13 protein-coding genes are annotated in these 15,799 nt (G+C 56.6%); 3 read left to right on the top strand and 10 right to left on the bottom strand.

What is annotated here, in order from left to right:
* Positions 1-88: 88 nt before the first annotated feature.
* From DWX75_RS00620 to uvrC, 8 genes are all read right to left on the bottom strand, one after another.
* Positions 89-1,057, bottom strand: a complete 969-nt coding sequence (locus tag DWX75_RS00620) for a malate dehydrogenase (RefSeq protein WP_118013892.1) — start codon at positions 1,055-1,057, stop codon at positions 89-91.
* 271 nt (positions 1,058-1,328) lie between these two features.
* The gene (locus DWX75_RS00615) at positions 1,329-1,490 is read right to left on the bottom strand and encodes a rubredoxin (protein WP_118013890.1); all 162 of its coding nucleotides are present in this window, start codon (positions 1,488-1,490) and stop codon (positions 1,329-1,331) included.
* A gap of 132 nt (positions 1,491-1,622) precedes the next feature.
* Complete coding sequence (locus DWX75_RS00610; RefSeq protein ID WP_118013888.1) at positions 1,623-2,537, bottom strand: PHP domain-containing protein; 915 nt, start codon at positions 2,535-2,537, stop codon at positions 1,623-1,625.
* Positions 2,538-2,660: 123 nt separating this feature from the next.
* The gene (locus DWX75_RS00605; RefSeq protein WP_118013886.1) at positions 2,661-3,527 is read right to left on the bottom strand and encodes a CoB--CoM heterodisulfide reductase iron-sulfur subunit B family protein; all 867 of its coding nucleotides are present in this window, start codon (positions 3,525-3,527) and stop codon (positions 2,661-2,663) included.
* 18 nt (positions 3,528-3,545) lie between these two features.
* Positions 3,546-4,499, bottom strand: coding sequence for a succinate dehydrogenase/fumarate reductase iron-sulfur subunit (locus DWX75_RS00600; RefSeq protein ID WP_118013884.1), 954 nt, complete (start codon positions 4,497-4,499; stop codon positions 3,546-3,548).
* A gap of 1 nt (position 4,500) precedes the next feature.
* A complete protein-coding gene (locus DWX75_RS00595; protein ID WP_118013882.1) occupies positions 4,501-6,351 on the bottom strand; it encodes an FAD-binding protein in 1,851 nt (616 codons plus the stop codon).
* A 208-nt stretch (positions 6,352-6,559) separates the two neighbouring features.
* Positions 6,560-7,468: a LysR family transcriptional regulator gene (locus tag DWX75_RS00590; protein ID WP_118013880.1), complete on the bottom strand. Its 909-nt coding sequence runs from the start codon at positions 7,466-7,468 to the stop codon at positions 6,560-6,562.
* 28 nt (positions 7,469-7,496) lie between these two features.
* Complete coding sequence (gene uvrC, locus DWX75_RS00585; RefSeq protein ID WP_118013878.1) at positions 7,497-9,332, bottom strand: excinuclease ABC subunit UvrC; 1,836 nt, start codon at positions 9,330-9,332, stop codon at positions 7,497-7,499.
* A 268-nt stretch (positions 9,333-9,600) separates the two neighbouring features.
* Between uvrC and DWX75_RS00580 the strand changes: the two genes are divergently transcribed.
* The 3 genes from DWX75_RS00580 to rbsK all read left to right on the top strand — a co-directional run bounded on the left by DWX75_RS00580 (position 9,601) and on the right by rbsK (position 14,022).
* Positions 9,601-11,010 (top strand): acetyl/propionyl/methylcrotonyl-CoA carboxylase subunit alpha, encoded by a 1,410-nt coding sequence (locus DWX75_RS00580; RefSeq protein WP_118013876.1) that lies wholly within the window; start codon positions 9,601-9,603, stop codon positions 11,008-11,010.
* Between the two features lie 197 nt (positions 11,011-11,207).
* Positions 11,208-13,115 carry a PfkB family carbohydrate kinase gene (locus DWX75_RS00575; RefSeq protein ID WP_118013874.1) on the top strand — a complete coding sequence of 636 codons (1,908 nt, stop codon included), beginning with the start codon at positions 11,208-11,210 and terminating at the stop codon, positions 13,113-13,115.
* Positions 13,108-14,022 carry a ribokinase gene (gene rbsK, locus DWX75_RS00570; protein WP_118013872.1) on the top strand — a complete coding sequence of 305 codons (915 nt, stop codon included), beginning with the start codon at positions 13,108-13,110 and terminating at the stop codon, positions 14,020-14,022. Before DWX75_RS00575 ends, rbsK begins: the two co-directional genes overlap by 8 nt.
* A gap of 55 nt (positions 14,023-14,077) precedes the next feature.
* Here the strand turns inward: rbsK and DWX75_RS00565 are convergent, their stop codons facing one another.
* Positions 14,078-15,055 (bottom strand): Gfo/Idh/MocA family protein, encoded by a 978-nt coding sequence (locus DWX75_RS00565; protein ID WP_118013870.1) that lies wholly within the window; start codon positions 15,053-15,055, stop codon positions 14,078-14,080.
* Between the two features lie 59 nt (positions 15,056-15,114).
* Positions 15,115-15,792 carry a transaldolase family protein gene (locus DWX75_RS00560; protein WP_118013868.1) on the bottom strand — a complete coding sequence of 226 codons (678 nt, stop codon included), beginning with the start codon at positions 15,790-15,792 and terminating at the stop codon, positions 15,115-15,117.
* Positions 15,793-15,799 lie beyond the last annotated feature (7 nt).

Below are 15,799 nucleotides of genomic sequence, written 5' to 3'. Positions count from 1 at the left end.
CATAAATCCTGTACAAATTCTAGTATAAAAAAGCCCCCGCCGAAGCGGAGGCTTTTATCATGCCAGTGACAAACTGGCCAAAGGGCAATTATTTGAGTGCATCGCCGAGTTTTGCGTTCGTGTTGCGAGCAGCCTGGACGCTTTCCTCGAACTTGGCCTTCTCGTCGCCATCGAGCTTGATCTCGACGATCTTCTCGAGGCCATTCTTGCCGAGGATGCACGGTACGCCGATGCAGAGATCCTTCTCGCCATACTCGCCATCGAGGTATACGCAGCACGGGATGAGCTTCTTGGCATCGAGAGCAATGGCCTCAACCATCGTAGCAGCAGCAGCACCCGGTGCAATCCAGGCGGACGTGCCGAGGAGCTTCGTCAGCGTAGCGCCGCCGACCTTCGTGTTGGCAACGACATCGTCGAGAGCTTCCTTGCTGAGGAGCTGCGTTACAGGGATGCCGCGCAGCGTTGCATAGCTGACGAGCGGAACCATCGTCTTGTCGCTGTGGCCGCCGATGACCATGCCATCAACATCAGCCGGCGTAGCCGGATAGCCGGCTTTCGTCAGAGCCTGTGCAAGGAAATAACGGAAACGGCTGCTGTCGAGCATACCGCCCTGGCCGAGGATGCGGTTGCGCGGAAGCTTCGTGTCTTTCAGCGTCAGGAACGTCATAGCATCCATCGGGTTGGAGATGATGATAAAGTAAGCGTTCGGAGAATATTTGAGGGCCTGGTCAACAACGCTCTTGACAATCTTGGCGTTGACACCGATGAGGTCTTCACGGCTCATGCCCGGTTTACGCGGCATGCCGGAGGTTACAACGATGACGTCAGAACCAGCCGTCGGAGCATAGCCTTCCGGATCGTTCGGCAGAGCCGTAACACCCGTTACCGTCGTATCAAAGTTCAGCATATGAGCCGTCTGCATGATATCCATGGCCTTGCCCTGAGGAACACCCTCTTTGATATCAACGAGAACGACCTCACTGCAGAACTTCTTCGTGGCAAGCACGTTTGCGACCGTTGCACCAACATTACCTGCGCCAACAACTGTTACCTTCATAATAAATTGCCTCCTTATGACTTGAAAGCGTTCTTCTGCGCACAAGGGCAGGAAACCACTTTCGGAATGCCCACACGTTATGCATCAGATTTATGATTCATTACGTGTAAATTATAGCAAAATGGTTGTCAAAAATCAATGGATTTTGTGTACATTTTATCGAATCATTAGCCATACTTATTGGAATGCCTATCCATACGCAAAAGGACAAGCAGACAAAAAAGGGAGCCATCCTGACTCCCCGCCACCTCCAAAAGGAGATGGCAAATCGTCAGGACTGCTCCTCGAACATATCCTTGCCTACGCCGCAGAGCGGGCAGACGAAATCATCCGGCAGATCAGCGAACGGTACACCCGGTGCGAGATCGTAATCCGGATCACCTTTGGCCTCATCATAAATCCAGCCACAAACCGTGCAAACCCAAACTTTCATAGTTCAGCCTCCTTATCATTAAGATATCCACAAATGGAAATTCTCATCATCTGTGATGAATCGTGAAATGTCCCGCAGAGAACGGAAACGCGCTCTGCGAAACATGAACATCCTAAAGAATTTCACACTTAGTTAATTCGCCCTACCAGCCTGTTTTTCCTTCTCCAGCTCAAATTTTTTCTTGCAGGCTGCGCGAACGCCCTCAAGATAGGCATACGGAATGGCGATGTTGTCATGGAGGCCCGTGCCAAGCTCGATTTCCGGACGGTTCGAACCATGGAAATCCGTGCCGCCCGTCGGCAGCAGTTCGTACTTTTCAATCATATAGCCGGCAAAGGCGGCATCCTCTGCTGTATAATTCGGATACCAGCGCTCCATGCCGTCGAGTCCGAGCTGATGGAGGCGCAGGATGGCGGCTTCCTGCTCGAGGCGCGAAAGTCCCTTGAACCCGATGTTCTTATGGAAATGTGCCAGCGAGGTCACACCGCCCGCCTTGTGGATGACGGGCAGGGCCTCCTCTGCCGTGATATTGACTTCAAGGTCCAGCAGGCGCACGGCCGGATCCAGATAATTGTCCCAGAGCGGCTGTGCATGATCGTAAAGATGCAGCGAAACGAGATAACGCATAATGGCATAGCGGTCAATCGTCCGCCCGTAGGCAAACGGCTGAACCTTCTCCAGTGAGATGTCGATGCCCTTCTGCGCAATGTATTGAATGATTTCTGCAATCTTTGCCTCTTTCGTCGCCCGCATCCGGCGGTAAAGGGACTGGAAATCCGGCTGCGCGGCATCAAAGCCAAGGCAGACGATGTGCAGTTTGCGGTTCTCGAATTCCACCGTGAGCTCCATGCCCGGGATGAAGTCAATCCCCTCCTGCTGCGCAGCGGCAGCCGCTTCTGCGTCGCCTGCAATATTGTCATGGTCCGTCAGCGCAAAGCCGGACAGGCCGCGCTCCCTGGCCAGCTTCGCAAGACCGGCCGGTGTATAGCTGCCATCCGACACGAGCGAATGGACGTGAAGATCGATTCGTTTTTCGCTTTGTTTCATGGAAGATTCCTTTCTCTAGGGAAAACCTGTCTTCATTATACACGTTTTTCTGGAAGAAAGCAGGCATTCCGATGATAAGATTTTCCATGATGATCCATCACACGACAAGGCATCAGGCTGCTGTCAGCCTACCTTCCACTTGCGCTGCGCAGAAACATGGCGCGTAAAGCCCATGTCCTCCCGGCTCATGCCCAGGGCAAAACCGATAAGCTGCTGCAAATGCAGGATGGGGATTTCCGCCTGCGAATGAACGGCGTCGCGTCCCTCTGGTTCATACATATCGAGCTGCATCTGGCAGAGCGGGCATGGCGTCACGATGACATCGGCACCGGCCTTATCTGCACTCTGCACAATCTGGCCCGTGCGCACGAGCACATCATGCTCCGCCGCCAGCTGGGCATGGAAGCCGCAGCAGAGGCGGTTGGCGTCAAACCAGACGGGCTCCGCGCCGAGGCGCCGCACCAGGCGCTCAAAGTAAGCGGGATGCTTGCCGTCGCCATGATCCATGATTTCCTGCGGGCGCAGGATATGGCACCCATAGTAGGAAGCAACCCGGATGCCATGCAGGGCATCCGTGACCTTGCCTGCCAGGAGCTCCGGATGTTCATCGAGCACCCAAAGGAAATGCGTAATCTTGCTCGTTCCCTGATAGGGATATGGATGGCCGGCTTCCCTCAGCAGTGCATTGACTTTTTCCTTCAGGGCCTCATCGTGATCCAGGCGGTATTTCGCCGTCCGGAGCTGCAGCGTGCAGGTATTGCAGACCGTCATGATATCGAGGCCCATATGCTCGGCAATCGAGATATTGCGGGCATTGACGGCCAGCGCCGCCAGATCGTTGACGCCCTGGGCATGCGAGGCGCCGCAGCAGGTCCAATTCGGGATTTCCGTCAAGCCGATACCGAGAGCCTCACAAACCTTATAGAGCGACTGCTCGGCTTCCGCTGCCGCTCCCTTCAGGACACAGCCGGGAAATAATGCAAATTCCATGGTCTATTCCTCTCTTTCTCATTCCTCTTTTGAAGCAGCTTCTGCGGTCTTCACGAGTTTGCGGACCGTATCGATTTCCGGATTGACCGGATGCTTCTCAAGCGGATTCATCTTGCCGACATGCATGAGGCGCAGGGCCATGGGAGCGCGCAGCGAGGCCAGGAAGAAGCCCTCGGACTTGATATTGAGCTTCGACTCATCGAGCGTGCCCGATTCCTGGATGTCATCGTAAATCGCCTTGGCATGTTTGGCTCCCACGTTATCCGCCAGGCCATGGCGGAACGTTTCCGCCTTGAGTTTCTCGATGGCACCGGCAGGATCCAATCCCTTCGGGCATTTGGCCGTGCATTCCTGGCAGTTGAAGCAGCGCCAGAGTCCGGCATCGATGACGGCTTTCAGATGCTCCTCGGGGCTGCGTTCCCGGCTGTCCGCCACGAGTTTCTCCGCCTTGACAAAGGCGAATGGATCCAGAAAATCCTTCTGGTTCAAGGCATTCTTGTTGCATTCCGATACGCAGGAACCACAGAGGATGCAGCCGGCATATTTCTTGTATTTGTCAAAATCAGCTGGCGACTGTTTGCATCCCGTCTCCGCCGTGAATTCAGGCTTGGGCTGCAGCGTCGGATGGACCTTCTTCAAACGGGCGTACTTGGGATCCCAGTCGACGATGAGGTCGCGGATGACGCGGAAATTCCCCAAAGGTTCCACAGTCAGCGTATCCGTCTCATAGCGTTCCAAAAGCTTCTCCACAAGGATCTCGCAGGAAAGCTCCGCATTGCCGTTGACGCGTACGGCGCAGGCCCCGCAGATGCTCGAGCGGCAGGAGCACGTAAAGGAAAGCGTCGGGTCCTGATGTTCCTTGATTTCCGTCAGGGCTTCCAGGATGGTCATGCCCGTCCGGACCGTGACCGTATAATCCTGGACCCATTTGCGCCCCTCGACAAAACGATGGATTCTGAGTTTGGCGTCCATATCAGTACTTCCTTTCTTTCGGCGGATACTTCGTGATGACTACGTCCTTGTATTCCGTGCGCCAGCCATTTTCGTCCTTGAAGATCAGGGTATGCTTGAGGAAATCCTTGTCGTTGCGCTGCGGATAGTCACGGCGCGAATGACCGCCGCGGCTTTCCTTGCGGGCGATGGCACCCTGCACGATGGCATGAGAGACCTGAAGCAGATTGCCGAGTTCCACATACTGTTCAAACGCCGTATTGTAGACATGCGACGTGTCCCCCACATACACGGACTGATATGCCTGCTCCAGCGCTTCCAGCTCCCGGGCCGCTTCCTGCAGATGCTGCTCATCCCGGAACACGCCGACCTTGAACCACATGGTATTGACCATGGCATCGCGCAGCTCCGGCACGGTGTAATTGCCGAGATGAGCGCGGTGCGTGACTTCGTCGAAGTGATTGAGCCATTTCTGGCAACCTGCCTGCAGATCCTGCTGAGAACCCGCGTACGCATGCTCCCTCGCATAAGCCGCTGCGCCATCGCCAGCCGTATGACCAAAGACCAGCACCTCCGAGAGCGAGTTGGCACCGAGGCGGTTGGCGCCATGGATGGAAACGCAGCTGCATTCACCAGCCACATAGATGCCCGGCACGCGTGACTCTCCCGTATGGAAATCCGCCATCTCAAGGCCGCCCATCGAATAATGGCAGGTCGGACTGATGAGCACCGGTTCCTTCGTGATGTCGACACCGGCAAAGCGGCGCGCGAGATCATAGACCTGGCCGAGGCGTTCACGGATGCGTTCAGGCGGGATTTTCGTGAAATCGAGATAAACGCCGGCATGAATGCCCTCGCCGATGCCGCGTCCCTCCTCGATCTCTGTCGCGATGCCGCGGGCGACGATATCGCGCGTGGCAAGTTCCATGCGCTCCGGCGCATACTTCTTCATGAAGCGTTCTCCATCCTTGTTGATGAGCAGCGCGCCCTCGGCGCGGCTGGACTCCGACAGCAGCACGCCATTGGCGGCCAGGCCGGTCGGGTGGAACTGCACCATCTCAGGATCCTTGAAGGGAATGCCCACTTTCATGCCGGCCACGATGCCATCGCCCGTGGAACTGTATGGATTGGACGTGCGGATCCAATAGGCACGGCCATAGCCACCAGTCGCGATCAAAACGGTCTTGGCGGGAATGCCCATGATGTTGCCGGTCCGCATATCCATGGCAATGACGCCATTGAGCTGTTTCCTGTCTTCGCCGCCCATCGAGATCTCCAGCATCTGGCATTCCGAGATGAAATCAATATCGTGCGCCAGGCACTGCTCGAACAAGGTGTGCACCATCGCGTGGCCGGCCCGGTCCTCGAAATACGCCGCACGCGCATGCGATGAGCCGCCCATCTTGCGCTGATGGAACGAACCGTCTGCCTGACGGTTGTAGGGATACCCCATGTAATCCATCTCGTAGATATTGGCACCGGCCCGCTCGGCAAAGTATTCCACGGCATCCTGGTCGCTGAGATAATCACCGCCCTTGACCGTGTCAAATACATGCGATTCCACGGAATCAGCCGGATCCGTGACCCCCGTGACGCCGTTCATGCCGCCCTGCGCCATGGTCGAAGCCGAACGCGTCGGGATGAGCTTCGTCATCACCGCCACCTTCAAGTTCTTGTCCTCGGCCGCGGCCAAGGCAGCGCGCATCCCGGCACCGCCGCTGCCGATGATCAATACATCATACGTCACATTGCCCTGCTGTACCTTCTCGGGGATATTGCGGCCATTCCAGGTGAAATAGCTGCCGGCCGCGAGCACGACACCGGCTGCCGCAGCCCCCTTGATGAAGGTACGTCTTGAAATCTCTTTTGACATGCCTCTTCCTCCTAAGCTTCTCATCGCAAAACAAACACAGCGCGTTCCGATGAATCCCTGTTTGCTATAGGATATTTTACCATTAAGAAAAACTATCGAAAAATACAACATGCTTATAAGGGGTATTGGAATTTCCAATACCCCTTATAAATGGCCGTATACAATTGCAAAAACACGAGCTATCAATAGGAAAAATTAGGCAAATCCTTCAGGATTCCTGCAGCCGCCGTATGAATTCGCGTGCCGCCTGCGAAAGCGGCTGACGGCTGCCATAGCCGGCCAGCAGATGACGCGGCTCCACGTATTCCGCCAGAGAAACATACAAAAGATGTTCATGATCCTCCTGCCTCTCCATCATCATATCGGTGACGAGTGTCGCCCCCATGCCGAGTGAGGCCAGCCGCATGGCACCGATGATCGTATCGGCCACAAAGACCTCCTGGGGCTGCGTCCCCGTCTGCCTGCAGAGCTGCTCGTAAACAGATGCCATCTGACGATGCGGCTTCAGCGGAATGAATGGCAGGCCCTGAAGTGCAGAAAACGATATCACCGGACGCGTCAGCGGCTGTTTCCCGTGGTAAGGCGCTGCCAAAGGATGATTTTGGGGAATCGCCAGGCACACGTGCTCATCGAGCAGCGGCAGAAAGGAGAATTCCCGTTCCGGCAAAGGCGCATAGAGCAGGGCAAAGTCCACCTTGCCCTGCCGCACGTATTCCTTGAGCTGCACCACGCTGCCTTCCAGCACCTCCAGGTCGATGCCCGGGAACATGCGGTGAAAAGCCACGAGATGCGGCGCGAGATAACAGAAAGACCGCGTATGCGAACTGCCGATGACCAGCCGTCCCGTCTGCAGGGCCGACAAATCTTCCACGGCCTTCTTCATGTCCCGCGCCACGGCAGCCAGGCGGCGGGCCTCCCGCACGTAGATGCGCCCGGCTTCGGTCAGCGCTAGCGGCGTCTGGCTGCGGTCAAAGATGGGCTGTCCCAGCTCGCCCTCAATCTTCTTGATGCACTGTGAAAGCGAGGGCTGTGAAATAAAGAGATGGCGGGCTGCTGCGGAAAACGTCCCGTCTTCCACGACCTGCAGGACGCTGCGCCATTCATGTTCATCGATCATATCATGCACACCTCCACATTTTGGCAGATTATAACGTCACATGGCCGCCGCGCCATTCCTTCTGGGTCTGGAAGAACTGATAGACAGCTTCGGCCGCCGGCTTATTCATGCCCTCCACCGCGGCCAGTTCCTCCACACCGGCTTCCTTGATGCGCGCGAGCGAGCCGAAATGCGCGCGCAGAGCCTGCCGCCGCTTCGGACCAATGCCGACGATATGGTCGAGGACCGAGACGAGATTGCGCTTGCCGCGCAGCTTGCGGTGATACGTGATGGCAAAGCGGTGCGCCTCGTCGCGGATGCGCTGGATGAGATAGAGCGCCTGGCTGTGGCGCGGCAGAACGACGGGCTCGGGATTGCCCTCGGTAAAGACAAGCTCAAACTGTTTGGCAAGGCCCACGACCGGCACATCCTTGTGACCGGCGCCGCGAATGATCTCGAGCGCCGACGAAAGCTGTCCCTTGCCGCCATCGATGACGATGAGGTCCGGCAGCTCATCCTCGGGCAGACCGACATACCGGCGTGTCGTCACTTCGCGCATCGACAGAAAGTCATCCGGCTTGCCCTCGGTGCTGCGGATCTTGAACCGCCGGTAATCCGATTTCTTCGGCAGCCCGCCCTCAAAGACGACCATCGAGGCCACGGTCTCCGAGCCCTGGATGTGTGAGATATCGAAGCATTCCATGCGATTGGGCGGCGTCTTGAGGCCGAGGTAACGCCCGAGCTCCTCCACGGCCCCCAGGGTCTGTTCATTGGCCCGCTTGATGCGTGCGGCCTCATCTGACAGATACTTTTCAGCATTGCCGGCAGCCATCGCCACGATATCGTGCTTCGTGCCGCGCTTCGGGCAGAGCAGGCTGACCCTGCCCTGCCGCTTTTTCTCCTGCAGGAAGGCTTCGAGCAGCTCGCGTTCCGCTGCCGGCAGCTCAAGCGGCAGCAGGACTTCCTGCGGGATGAATGTCGCGCGGTGGTAATACTGCTGCAGAAAGGCCGTGAGAATATCCTCGTCGCTCTCCTCCTCGCTGCCCTGCAGCAGGAAATGCTCGCGCCCGATCATCTTGCCGGCACGGATGAAAAAGATCTGCACGCAGACGCCGACCTCCGAACGGGCCATGCCGACGGCATCCTGATTGCCCGAGCCCGTGACGATATTCTGTTTTTCCGCGACCTTGCGCACGGCCTGCAGCTGGTCGCGCAGGCGCGCGGCCACTTCGAAGTGATACGCCTCTGCCGCCTTGGCCATACGCTGCGAGAGCTCGCGTTCCACATCCTCCGTGCGTCCCTCCAGGAAGAGCAGCACGGCGCGGATCATCGCCGCGTATTCTTCCTTCGTTACCTTGCCCGCACACGGCGCCAGGCAGCGGCGGATATGGTACTCCAGGCACGGCCGCTCCTGCAGATGGCGGCAGGTGCGCAGCGGGAACAGGCGGCGCAGCAGCTTCAGGCTCTCATGCACGGCCGTGACGTTCGTATACGGCCCAAAGTAACGGGCCCCGTCCTTCTGCACGCGATGCGTCAGGAAGACGCGCGGATATTCCTCATTCACCGTGACTTTGACATACGGATAGCTCTTGTCGTCCTTAAGGCTGATATTATAGCGTGGACGGTGCTTCTTGATGAGATTGCACTCGAGGATCAGTGCCTCGACCTCGGAATGCGTCATGATGATCTCAAAATCCGCAACATGGGAAACCATGGCCCGGACCTTCGGCGTATGGCTGCGGTTATTCTGGAAATACTGCCGCACGCGGTTCTTGAGCACGATTGCTTTGCCCACATAGATGATGCGCCCGTGATCGTCCTTCATGATGTAAACGCCGGGACTGTCCGGCAGCAGCTTGAGCTTTTCCGCTACGATATCGGTCATGATCTTCCTCCGTGTTCAAAAAGAAATGCTGCTTTCATTATACCATTGAATGCTTTGTACCTGCCATCTGCGCTTTGTATACATGTATTAATTATTCTTTCATGGCATTACACCAATATACAAAAGTTATCATTGCAATTCTCAGACACATATGCTAGAATCTATTCATGTTCGTAAATTAGCAGCAGGTTATAACATCTGATATTTAACGAATAACGATGAAATATGACGAAATGATGATATATTGTAAACCAAGGGAGGTCATTCCATGTTCAAACGCATTCTTATTGCGAACCGCGGAGAAATTGCCGTTCGCATTATTCGCGCCTGCCAGGAACTCGACATCGAAACCATCGCCATTTACTCGGAAGCGGATGCAAACGCCCTGCACGTGCAGCTGGCCGACCACAAGGTCTGTGTCGGCGGTGCGGACGCCGCGGACAGCTACCTCAACAAAACCGCCATCCTGCGCGCCGCCATCGATATGGATGCTGACGCCATCCATCCGGGCTACGGCTTCCTGTCGGAAGATGCCGATTTTGCCGAGCAGGTCACGAGCATCGGCCTGACCTGGATTGGCCCGATGCCGGAAACCATCCGTCTTGTCGGTGACAAGGACGTGGCACGCGCCTCCATCGCGCCTTCGGGCATCCCGATGGCCAAGGGCAGCGATCCGCTCACAAGCAAGGAGGAGGCCATCGAGGCAGCAGCCGAGGTCGGCTACCCCGTCATTTTAAAGCCGGTAGCCGGCGGTGGCGGCAAGGGCATGTGTGTCGCCCATGACGAAAAAGATCTTCGCAACATCCTCGATTATCTCGTCGATGTCACGAAGACGAAGTACTACTTCGAGCATTACATCGAACGCTCCCGCCACATCGAAGTGCAGATCGTCGCCGACAACTACGGCGAAGTGCTGCATCTCGGCGAACGCGAATGCTCCATCCAGCGCCGCAACCAGAAGCTCCTCGAGGAATCGCCGTCCATCGCCCTGACGCAGGACATGCGCGAGCGCGTCGGCAGCCTCGCGGTCAAAGCCGCCAAGAGCGTCCATTACTCCAACATCGGCACGGTGGAATTCCTGCTCGACCTCTCGAACAACGAATTCTACTTCATGGAGATCAATCCGCGTATCCAGGTGGAGCATGGCATCACGGAAGCCGTCACGGGCGTCGATCTCGTGCGCACGCAGATCCGCATCGCCGCCGGCGAGCCGCTCGACTTCGTCCAGCGCGATGTGCATTTCAGCGGTCATGCCATCGAATGCCGCATCAACGCCGAAGACCCGGACAACAATTTCATGCCGTCGCCGGGCCAGATCAACTTCATGCATGAGCCGAGCGGCCCGCGTGTCCGCTTCGACAGCGGCGTGACGGCCGGTCTTGCCATCGAGCCGTATTACGATTCCATGATTGCCAAGATCATCGTGCACGGCCGCACGCGCGGCGACGCCATCAAGATCATGCAGCGCGCGCTCAACGAATTCCGCATCGACGGCGTCAAGACGACGGTATCCCTGCACAAGAAGATCCTCAAGGATATCTATTTCCGCACGGGCAACATCGATACGCAGTTCATCAAGAACCGCATCCGCTCCTACGAGCAGGAAAAGAAAAACCTCAAGGATATGAGCAAGGAAGAGCTTGCCAACTCCATCAGCGCCAGCATGTATTACGCGTGATCTCCCATACGTTTGAACGAGCCCTCATGAGCCAGCCGGTTCATGGGGGCTTTTTATTTGTATAAGAAAAAATAAATACAATCAATAATAAAGAATTGACAGAACACGAATACGGTTATATAATAATATCATCACTTTGAGAAACAGTTTTACGAAAACTATTTCTCAAAAAAATAAAAAGAAAGGAGCGTGAGAGTTTGAACATCAAGGATATTGCTGAACTAGCCGGCGTATCACCAGCTACTGTATCCAAGGTCATCCATCACAAAGACAGCGGCATACGCGACATCACCCGGCAGAACGTCCTGGCCGTCATCGAAAAATATCAGTATCAGCCCTATAAAAAGATTCTCCAGGAACATGAACGCCAAAGCAGGATCATCGGCGTCGCAACCGATATCAGCAGCACAGACACCATGCGTTTCCTGTCGGCCCTAACAAAGGCCTTCATGCAGACCGGCTACTCCCTTATGGTGTTTCCCTATCATCCGGATTATCAAACGCCTCTCACGGACAACATAAAAAAGCAGCATGCCGAAGCGGTCCTCGCACTGACCAAGGACCCTCCGCTGCTGCTCAAGCCGCTTGCCGAATCCGGCCTTCCTGTTTTCTGGCTGGCAGGCGAAAAAGATCCCACGATGATTTCCCTGCCATCAATCAAAGAACAGGCAGCTTACCGCATGACCAAATACCTGCTCGCACTCGGGCATCATCACATTCTCGGCCTTGCCCGGGACGGTACCAGTCTCTGGCAAAAAGGGTATGAGCAGGCCTTCCGGGAAGCGCATCAGCAGGCAGGAACAGTCCTTTCCTCCGAGGTCCTCAAAAACGCCCTGACGTTCTGGCTGCCCAAGGAATGTACAGCCATCCTCTGCTCCGACCTTGAAACGGCCGTCCTGGTACGGGAAGTGCTGCGCAGCCACGGGCTGCGCGTGCCGCAGGATATCTCGCTGGCCTGTCTCAGCGGCGTGGAAAAAGCTGACAAGGAAGCTGCCAGAATCACCATGGCCTGGATGGACTGGACGGCTTATGCGGCGAAGATAAGCCGCGATCTTCTGGAGCAGCTGGGCGTCCGTGCCGAAGATGTACCCGCAGATGATGAACAAATGATACAGCTCCTGCCATGCGGCAGTACCGCCGCACCGCCTCAAAAGGGCCTTGGCAGGAAGCTCATCGTTGTCGGCAGCATCAACATGGACCGCAATATCTTCCTTCCGCATCTTCCTGCCGCCGGAGAAAACCTGATGGCGTCAAAAGTCGTGCAGGCTCCTGGCGGCAAGGGGGCCAATCAGGCAGTCGGAGCCGCAAGACTCGGTGCGGAAACCTGTCTCATCGGCATGATGGGAAAGGATGCCGCCTCCCAAACGATTTTCAATGAGCTGCAGAAAAATCATGTCGGCTGTACGGGTGTTTCCTTCGATGCCGCACTCGATACCGGCACGGCCTATATCAACGTCACGGCCAAAGGCGATAGCAGCATTGTCATCTACCCAGGTGCCAACAGCCTGCTGACCCGGGAACACATCGCGGCACAGGAAACGCTTTTTGACGGTGCGCATTATTGCCTGCTGTCCACGGAAATCCCCATGTCAGCTATCGAAGAAACCCTGCAGATCTGCCAGCGAAAAAGCGTCCCGGTTCTCGTCAAGCCGGCGAATATCCGCAGTCTTCCCGCCGCGCTGCTGCCCGTCATTACGTATCTCATCCCCAGCCGCCGGGAAATCGAGACACTAATACCGGGACCGTCCTCGCTGGAGGAAAAAGCACTGTACTTCCTGCAGGCCGGTGTGAAACATGTCATCATCACACTGGGAGCCGATGGCTGCCTGTTCTGCCACCAGGGGGGACATCAATACTTCCCTGCCATGGACATCCAGCCAGTCGACACGACAGGCGGTGCCGATGCCTTCATCAGCGCACTGGCCGTCTGTCTCAGCGAGGGCATGTCCATAGAAACGGCCATCGGCTTCGGTACCTACAGTGCCGGTCTCTGCATCGCGGGTCCCGGCGTTCAGCCCTCACTGCCCCAGCGGAATCTGCTGGAATCATACCGCGAAGAGATTCAGATTCGCTTTATGGAAAAAGGAGGAATCCATCATGAATAATGTACTGGTCATCGGCAGTCTCAACATGGATTTTGACGTCTATACCAGCCGCCGTCCGGCGGCTGGCGAAACCGTCATGGGACAAAGCATGAAAATGGTCCCTGGCGGCAAAGGTGCCAATCAGGCCTACGCACTGGCCCGAATGAAGGTAAAGACGTCCATGATCGGCGCTGTCGGCGATGATCCGTTCGGCAGGATGCTCGTGCAAAACCTCAAAACAGCCGGCGTGAACACGAGCGGCATCCGCCTGTCTGACCGGGAAACCGGCAAAGCCTTCATCGAGATTGACGGGCAGGGACAGAATTACATCACGGTGATTGCCGGTGCCAATCACGATCTCGATGAATCCCTGCTGCTCGACCACATCGATCTCTTTGAGCAGGCCGATGCCGTCGTCATGCAGCTGGAGATTCCCTTCCCCATTGTCCAGCAGGCCGCAAAGCTCTGCCGTCAGAAGGGAAAGCTCTTCATCCTGGACCCTGCGCCAGCCATGCGGGACATACCGGCCGATTTCTTTCCGCTCGTCGATATCGCCAAGCCCAATGAAACCGAACTGTCTGTTCTGACTGGCATGCCCACGGGCAGCCGGGAGGAAATCATACGGGCGGCACAGAAGCTCCATGCGCTGGGCGTCCGGAATGTCATGGTGACCCTTGGGGGGCAAGGCACGCTTCTCCTTCAGGAGAGCGGCATGCGGGAATTCCCGGCTTATCCGGTAAAAGCGGTCGATACGACGGCCGCCGGAGACTGTTTCCTCGCTTCGTTCATCAGTCAGTTTGATGGCAGGGATTTCGCACCGGCCATCGATTTTGGCGCCAAAGCAGCCTCCATTGCCGTAACGCGTCCCGGTGCGCAATCCTCCATCCCCGATTATGAAGAAGTCCGTCAAAAATTTTCTCATTCCTGATAAAAAGTCCTCGCGGATTGCCGTCTGCGAGGACTTTTTTGTCTCTATATCGTGTTTATTTTTCTTCGGGATACTTCATGCCCCAGTCCTGACGAATCTTCGTCATGATATCCATGACATCGACCGTATAATCAAGGTGCATGGTATTCTCAGCCCCGCTTACGGCCTGCTCCATATCTCGCACTTCATAAGTCAGGGCATCGGCCGTATCACGCGCTGTCACTTCTTCCTTACGGCCGTCCTCCGTCCAGGTGATGACGGCCTTGTCGCCGCGCGGATACTCGTAAAGCTCGATATAGGCCTTGTCAAAGGAGATTGTGCCGCGCTTTGGCTGCTTGGCGTGCAGGGACAGGATAACCGTCGCCATCTCCTCCTGCTCATTCTTCAAGAGGATGCTCGCCTGTTCATCGACGCCCGTCGGCGCATACTTGACCTGGGAGAGGATCTCATGCGGACACGAGCTCATGAACCAGCGCACGAACGACAGTGCGTAGACGCCGATATCCAGCATAGCGCCGCCCGCCAGACTGCGGTTGAAGAAACGGTTCTTCATGTTGTATTCCTTGTAGCTGCCGAAATTCATCTGCAGCAGGCGCAGGGGGCCGAACTCGCCCTTTTCCATGCGTTCCTTGAGCACGCGATAGATGGGCATATGGTAGATGGTCTGCGCTTCCGCCAGCACCACATGGTGTTCTCTCGCCAGCTGCACGGCCTCCGCGAGCTCCGCCGCATTGAGCGTGATGGATTTTTCGCACAGCACATGCTTGCCGGCGGCCAGAGCCTGGCGCAGGTATTTGATATGCGTGTTGTGCGGCGTCGAGATGTAGACGATATCGACATCGTCGTCGGCAAAGATTTCCTCCGGCGTGCGATAGACTTTTGGGATGCCGTATTCTGCCGCAAAGGCCAGGCCCTTCTCATACGTCCGGTTTCCCACGCTGTAGAGATTGCCGCCAAGCTTCTGCATGGCCTCGGCCAGCTGATGCCCGATGACGCCGCAGCCAAGCGTGGCCCAGCGATACTGTACTGCCATGATGATTCCCCCTGTCCCGTCCTGTACGGACACAACGTATTTTTGCATATCTGGCAAAATCAGATATTGCTCATATCCCTGCCCTGGCCGCAGAGCGTCTCAAAATCCGTGCGGAAGGTCTTGACTGCCATCGTGACGGCATCGAGCTGCACGAGGCTTTTGAGCACGGAGGGCGCGAGCGTAGCCGCGCCGATGCCGCAGGTGCAGAGTGCGAGCACCTGCTGGGCATTCTTGAAACTGGCCGCCAGGATCTCGGCATGGCAGTCGTTCTGCGTGAGGATGGTCTGGATATTCCGGGCGGTCACGATGCCATCGGAGCCCAGATTATCGATGCGGTTGACATACGGCGCCACATAGGAAGCACCGGCCTTCGCCGCGAGAAAGGCCTGCATCGCCGTGTAGACGGCCGTGCCCGTGATGCGCACGCCGTCCTTGTGGAGCTTCTTCATCGCGCGCAGCCCCTCGGACGTCACTGGAATCTTGACGTACGTCGAGGAACCGAGTTCATCGCCGATGCGGTCGGCTTCCTTAATCATGCCGGCGGCATCTTCGGACACGACCTGCACGTGCAGCTCTGCTTCCGAACCGATGAAATCCCGGATCTCGCCGAGTACCTCATACGGCGGCCTGCCCGTGCGCGCGAGGATACTCGGATTCGTCGTCACACCATCGAGCGGGAATATCCCGTATGCCTCTTTGATTTCTGCCATATCGGCACAATCCAGCAACAACTTCATGAAAATC

The sequence above is a fragment of the Mitsuokella sp. AF21-1AC genome (genome assembly GCF_003458855.1).
GTDB lineage: Bacteria > Bacillota > Negativicutes > Selenomonadales > Selenomonadaceae > Mitsuokella.
The sequence above is the reverse complement of the archived record's forward strand: the minus strand, read 5'-3'. Positions and strand labels throughout refer to the sequence as shown.

What these genes read in the sequence shown, in the direction of transcription:
- DWX75_RS00620 (WP_118013892.1), bottom strand. Translation starts at nt 1,057, where the DNA reads ATGAAGGTAACAGTTGTTGGCGCAGGTAATGTTGGTGCAACGGTCGCA.
- DWX75_RS00615 (WP_118013890.1), bottom strand. Translation starts at nt 1,490, where the DNA reads ATGAAAGTTTGGGTTTGCACGGTTTGTGGCTGGATTTATGATGAGGCC.
- DWX75_RS00610 (WP_118013888.1), bottom strand. Translation starts at nt 2,537, where the DNA reads ATGAAACAAAGCGAAAAACGAATCGATCTTCACGTCCATTCGCTCGTG.
- DWX75_RS00605 (WP_118013886.1), bottom strand. Translation starts at nt 3,527, where the DNA reads ATGGAATTTGCATTATTTCCCGGCTGTGTCCTGAAGGGAGCGGCAGCG.
- DWX75_RS00600 (WP_118013884.1), bottom strand. Translation starts at nt 4,499, where the DNA reads ATGGACGCCAAACTCAGAATCCATCGTTTTGTCGAGGGGCGCAAATGG.
- DWX75_RS00595 (WP_118013882.1), bottom strand. Translation starts at nt 6,351, where the DNA reads ATGTCAAAAGAGATTTCAAGACGTACCTTCATCAAGGGGGCTGCGGCA.
- DWX75_RS00590 (WP_118013880.1), bottom strand. Translation starts at nt 7,468, where the DNA reads ATGATCGATGAACATGAATGGCGCAGCGTCCTGCAGGTCGTGGAAGAC.
- uvrC (WP_118013878.1), bottom strand. Translation starts at nt 9,332, where the DNA reads ATGACCGATATCGTAGCGGAAAAGCTCAAGCTGCTGCCGGACAGTCCC.
- DWX75_RS00580 (WP_118013876.1), top strand. Translation starts at nt 9,601, where the DNA reads ATGTTCAAACGCATTCTTATTGCGAACCGCGGAGAAATTGCCGTTCGC.
- rbsK (WP_118013872.1), top strand. Translation starts at nt 13,108, where the DNA reads ATGAATAATGTACTGGTCATCGGCAGTCTCAACATGGATTTTGACGTC.
- DWX75_RS00565 (WP_118013870.1), bottom strand. Translation starts at nt 15,055, where the DNA reads ATGGCAGTACAGTATCGCTGGGCCACGCTTGGCTGCGGCGTCATCGGG.
- DWX75_RS00560 (WP_118013868.1), bottom strand. Translation starts at nt 15,792, where the DNA reads ATGAAGTTGTTGCTGGATTGTGCCGATATGGCAGAAATCAAAGAGGCA.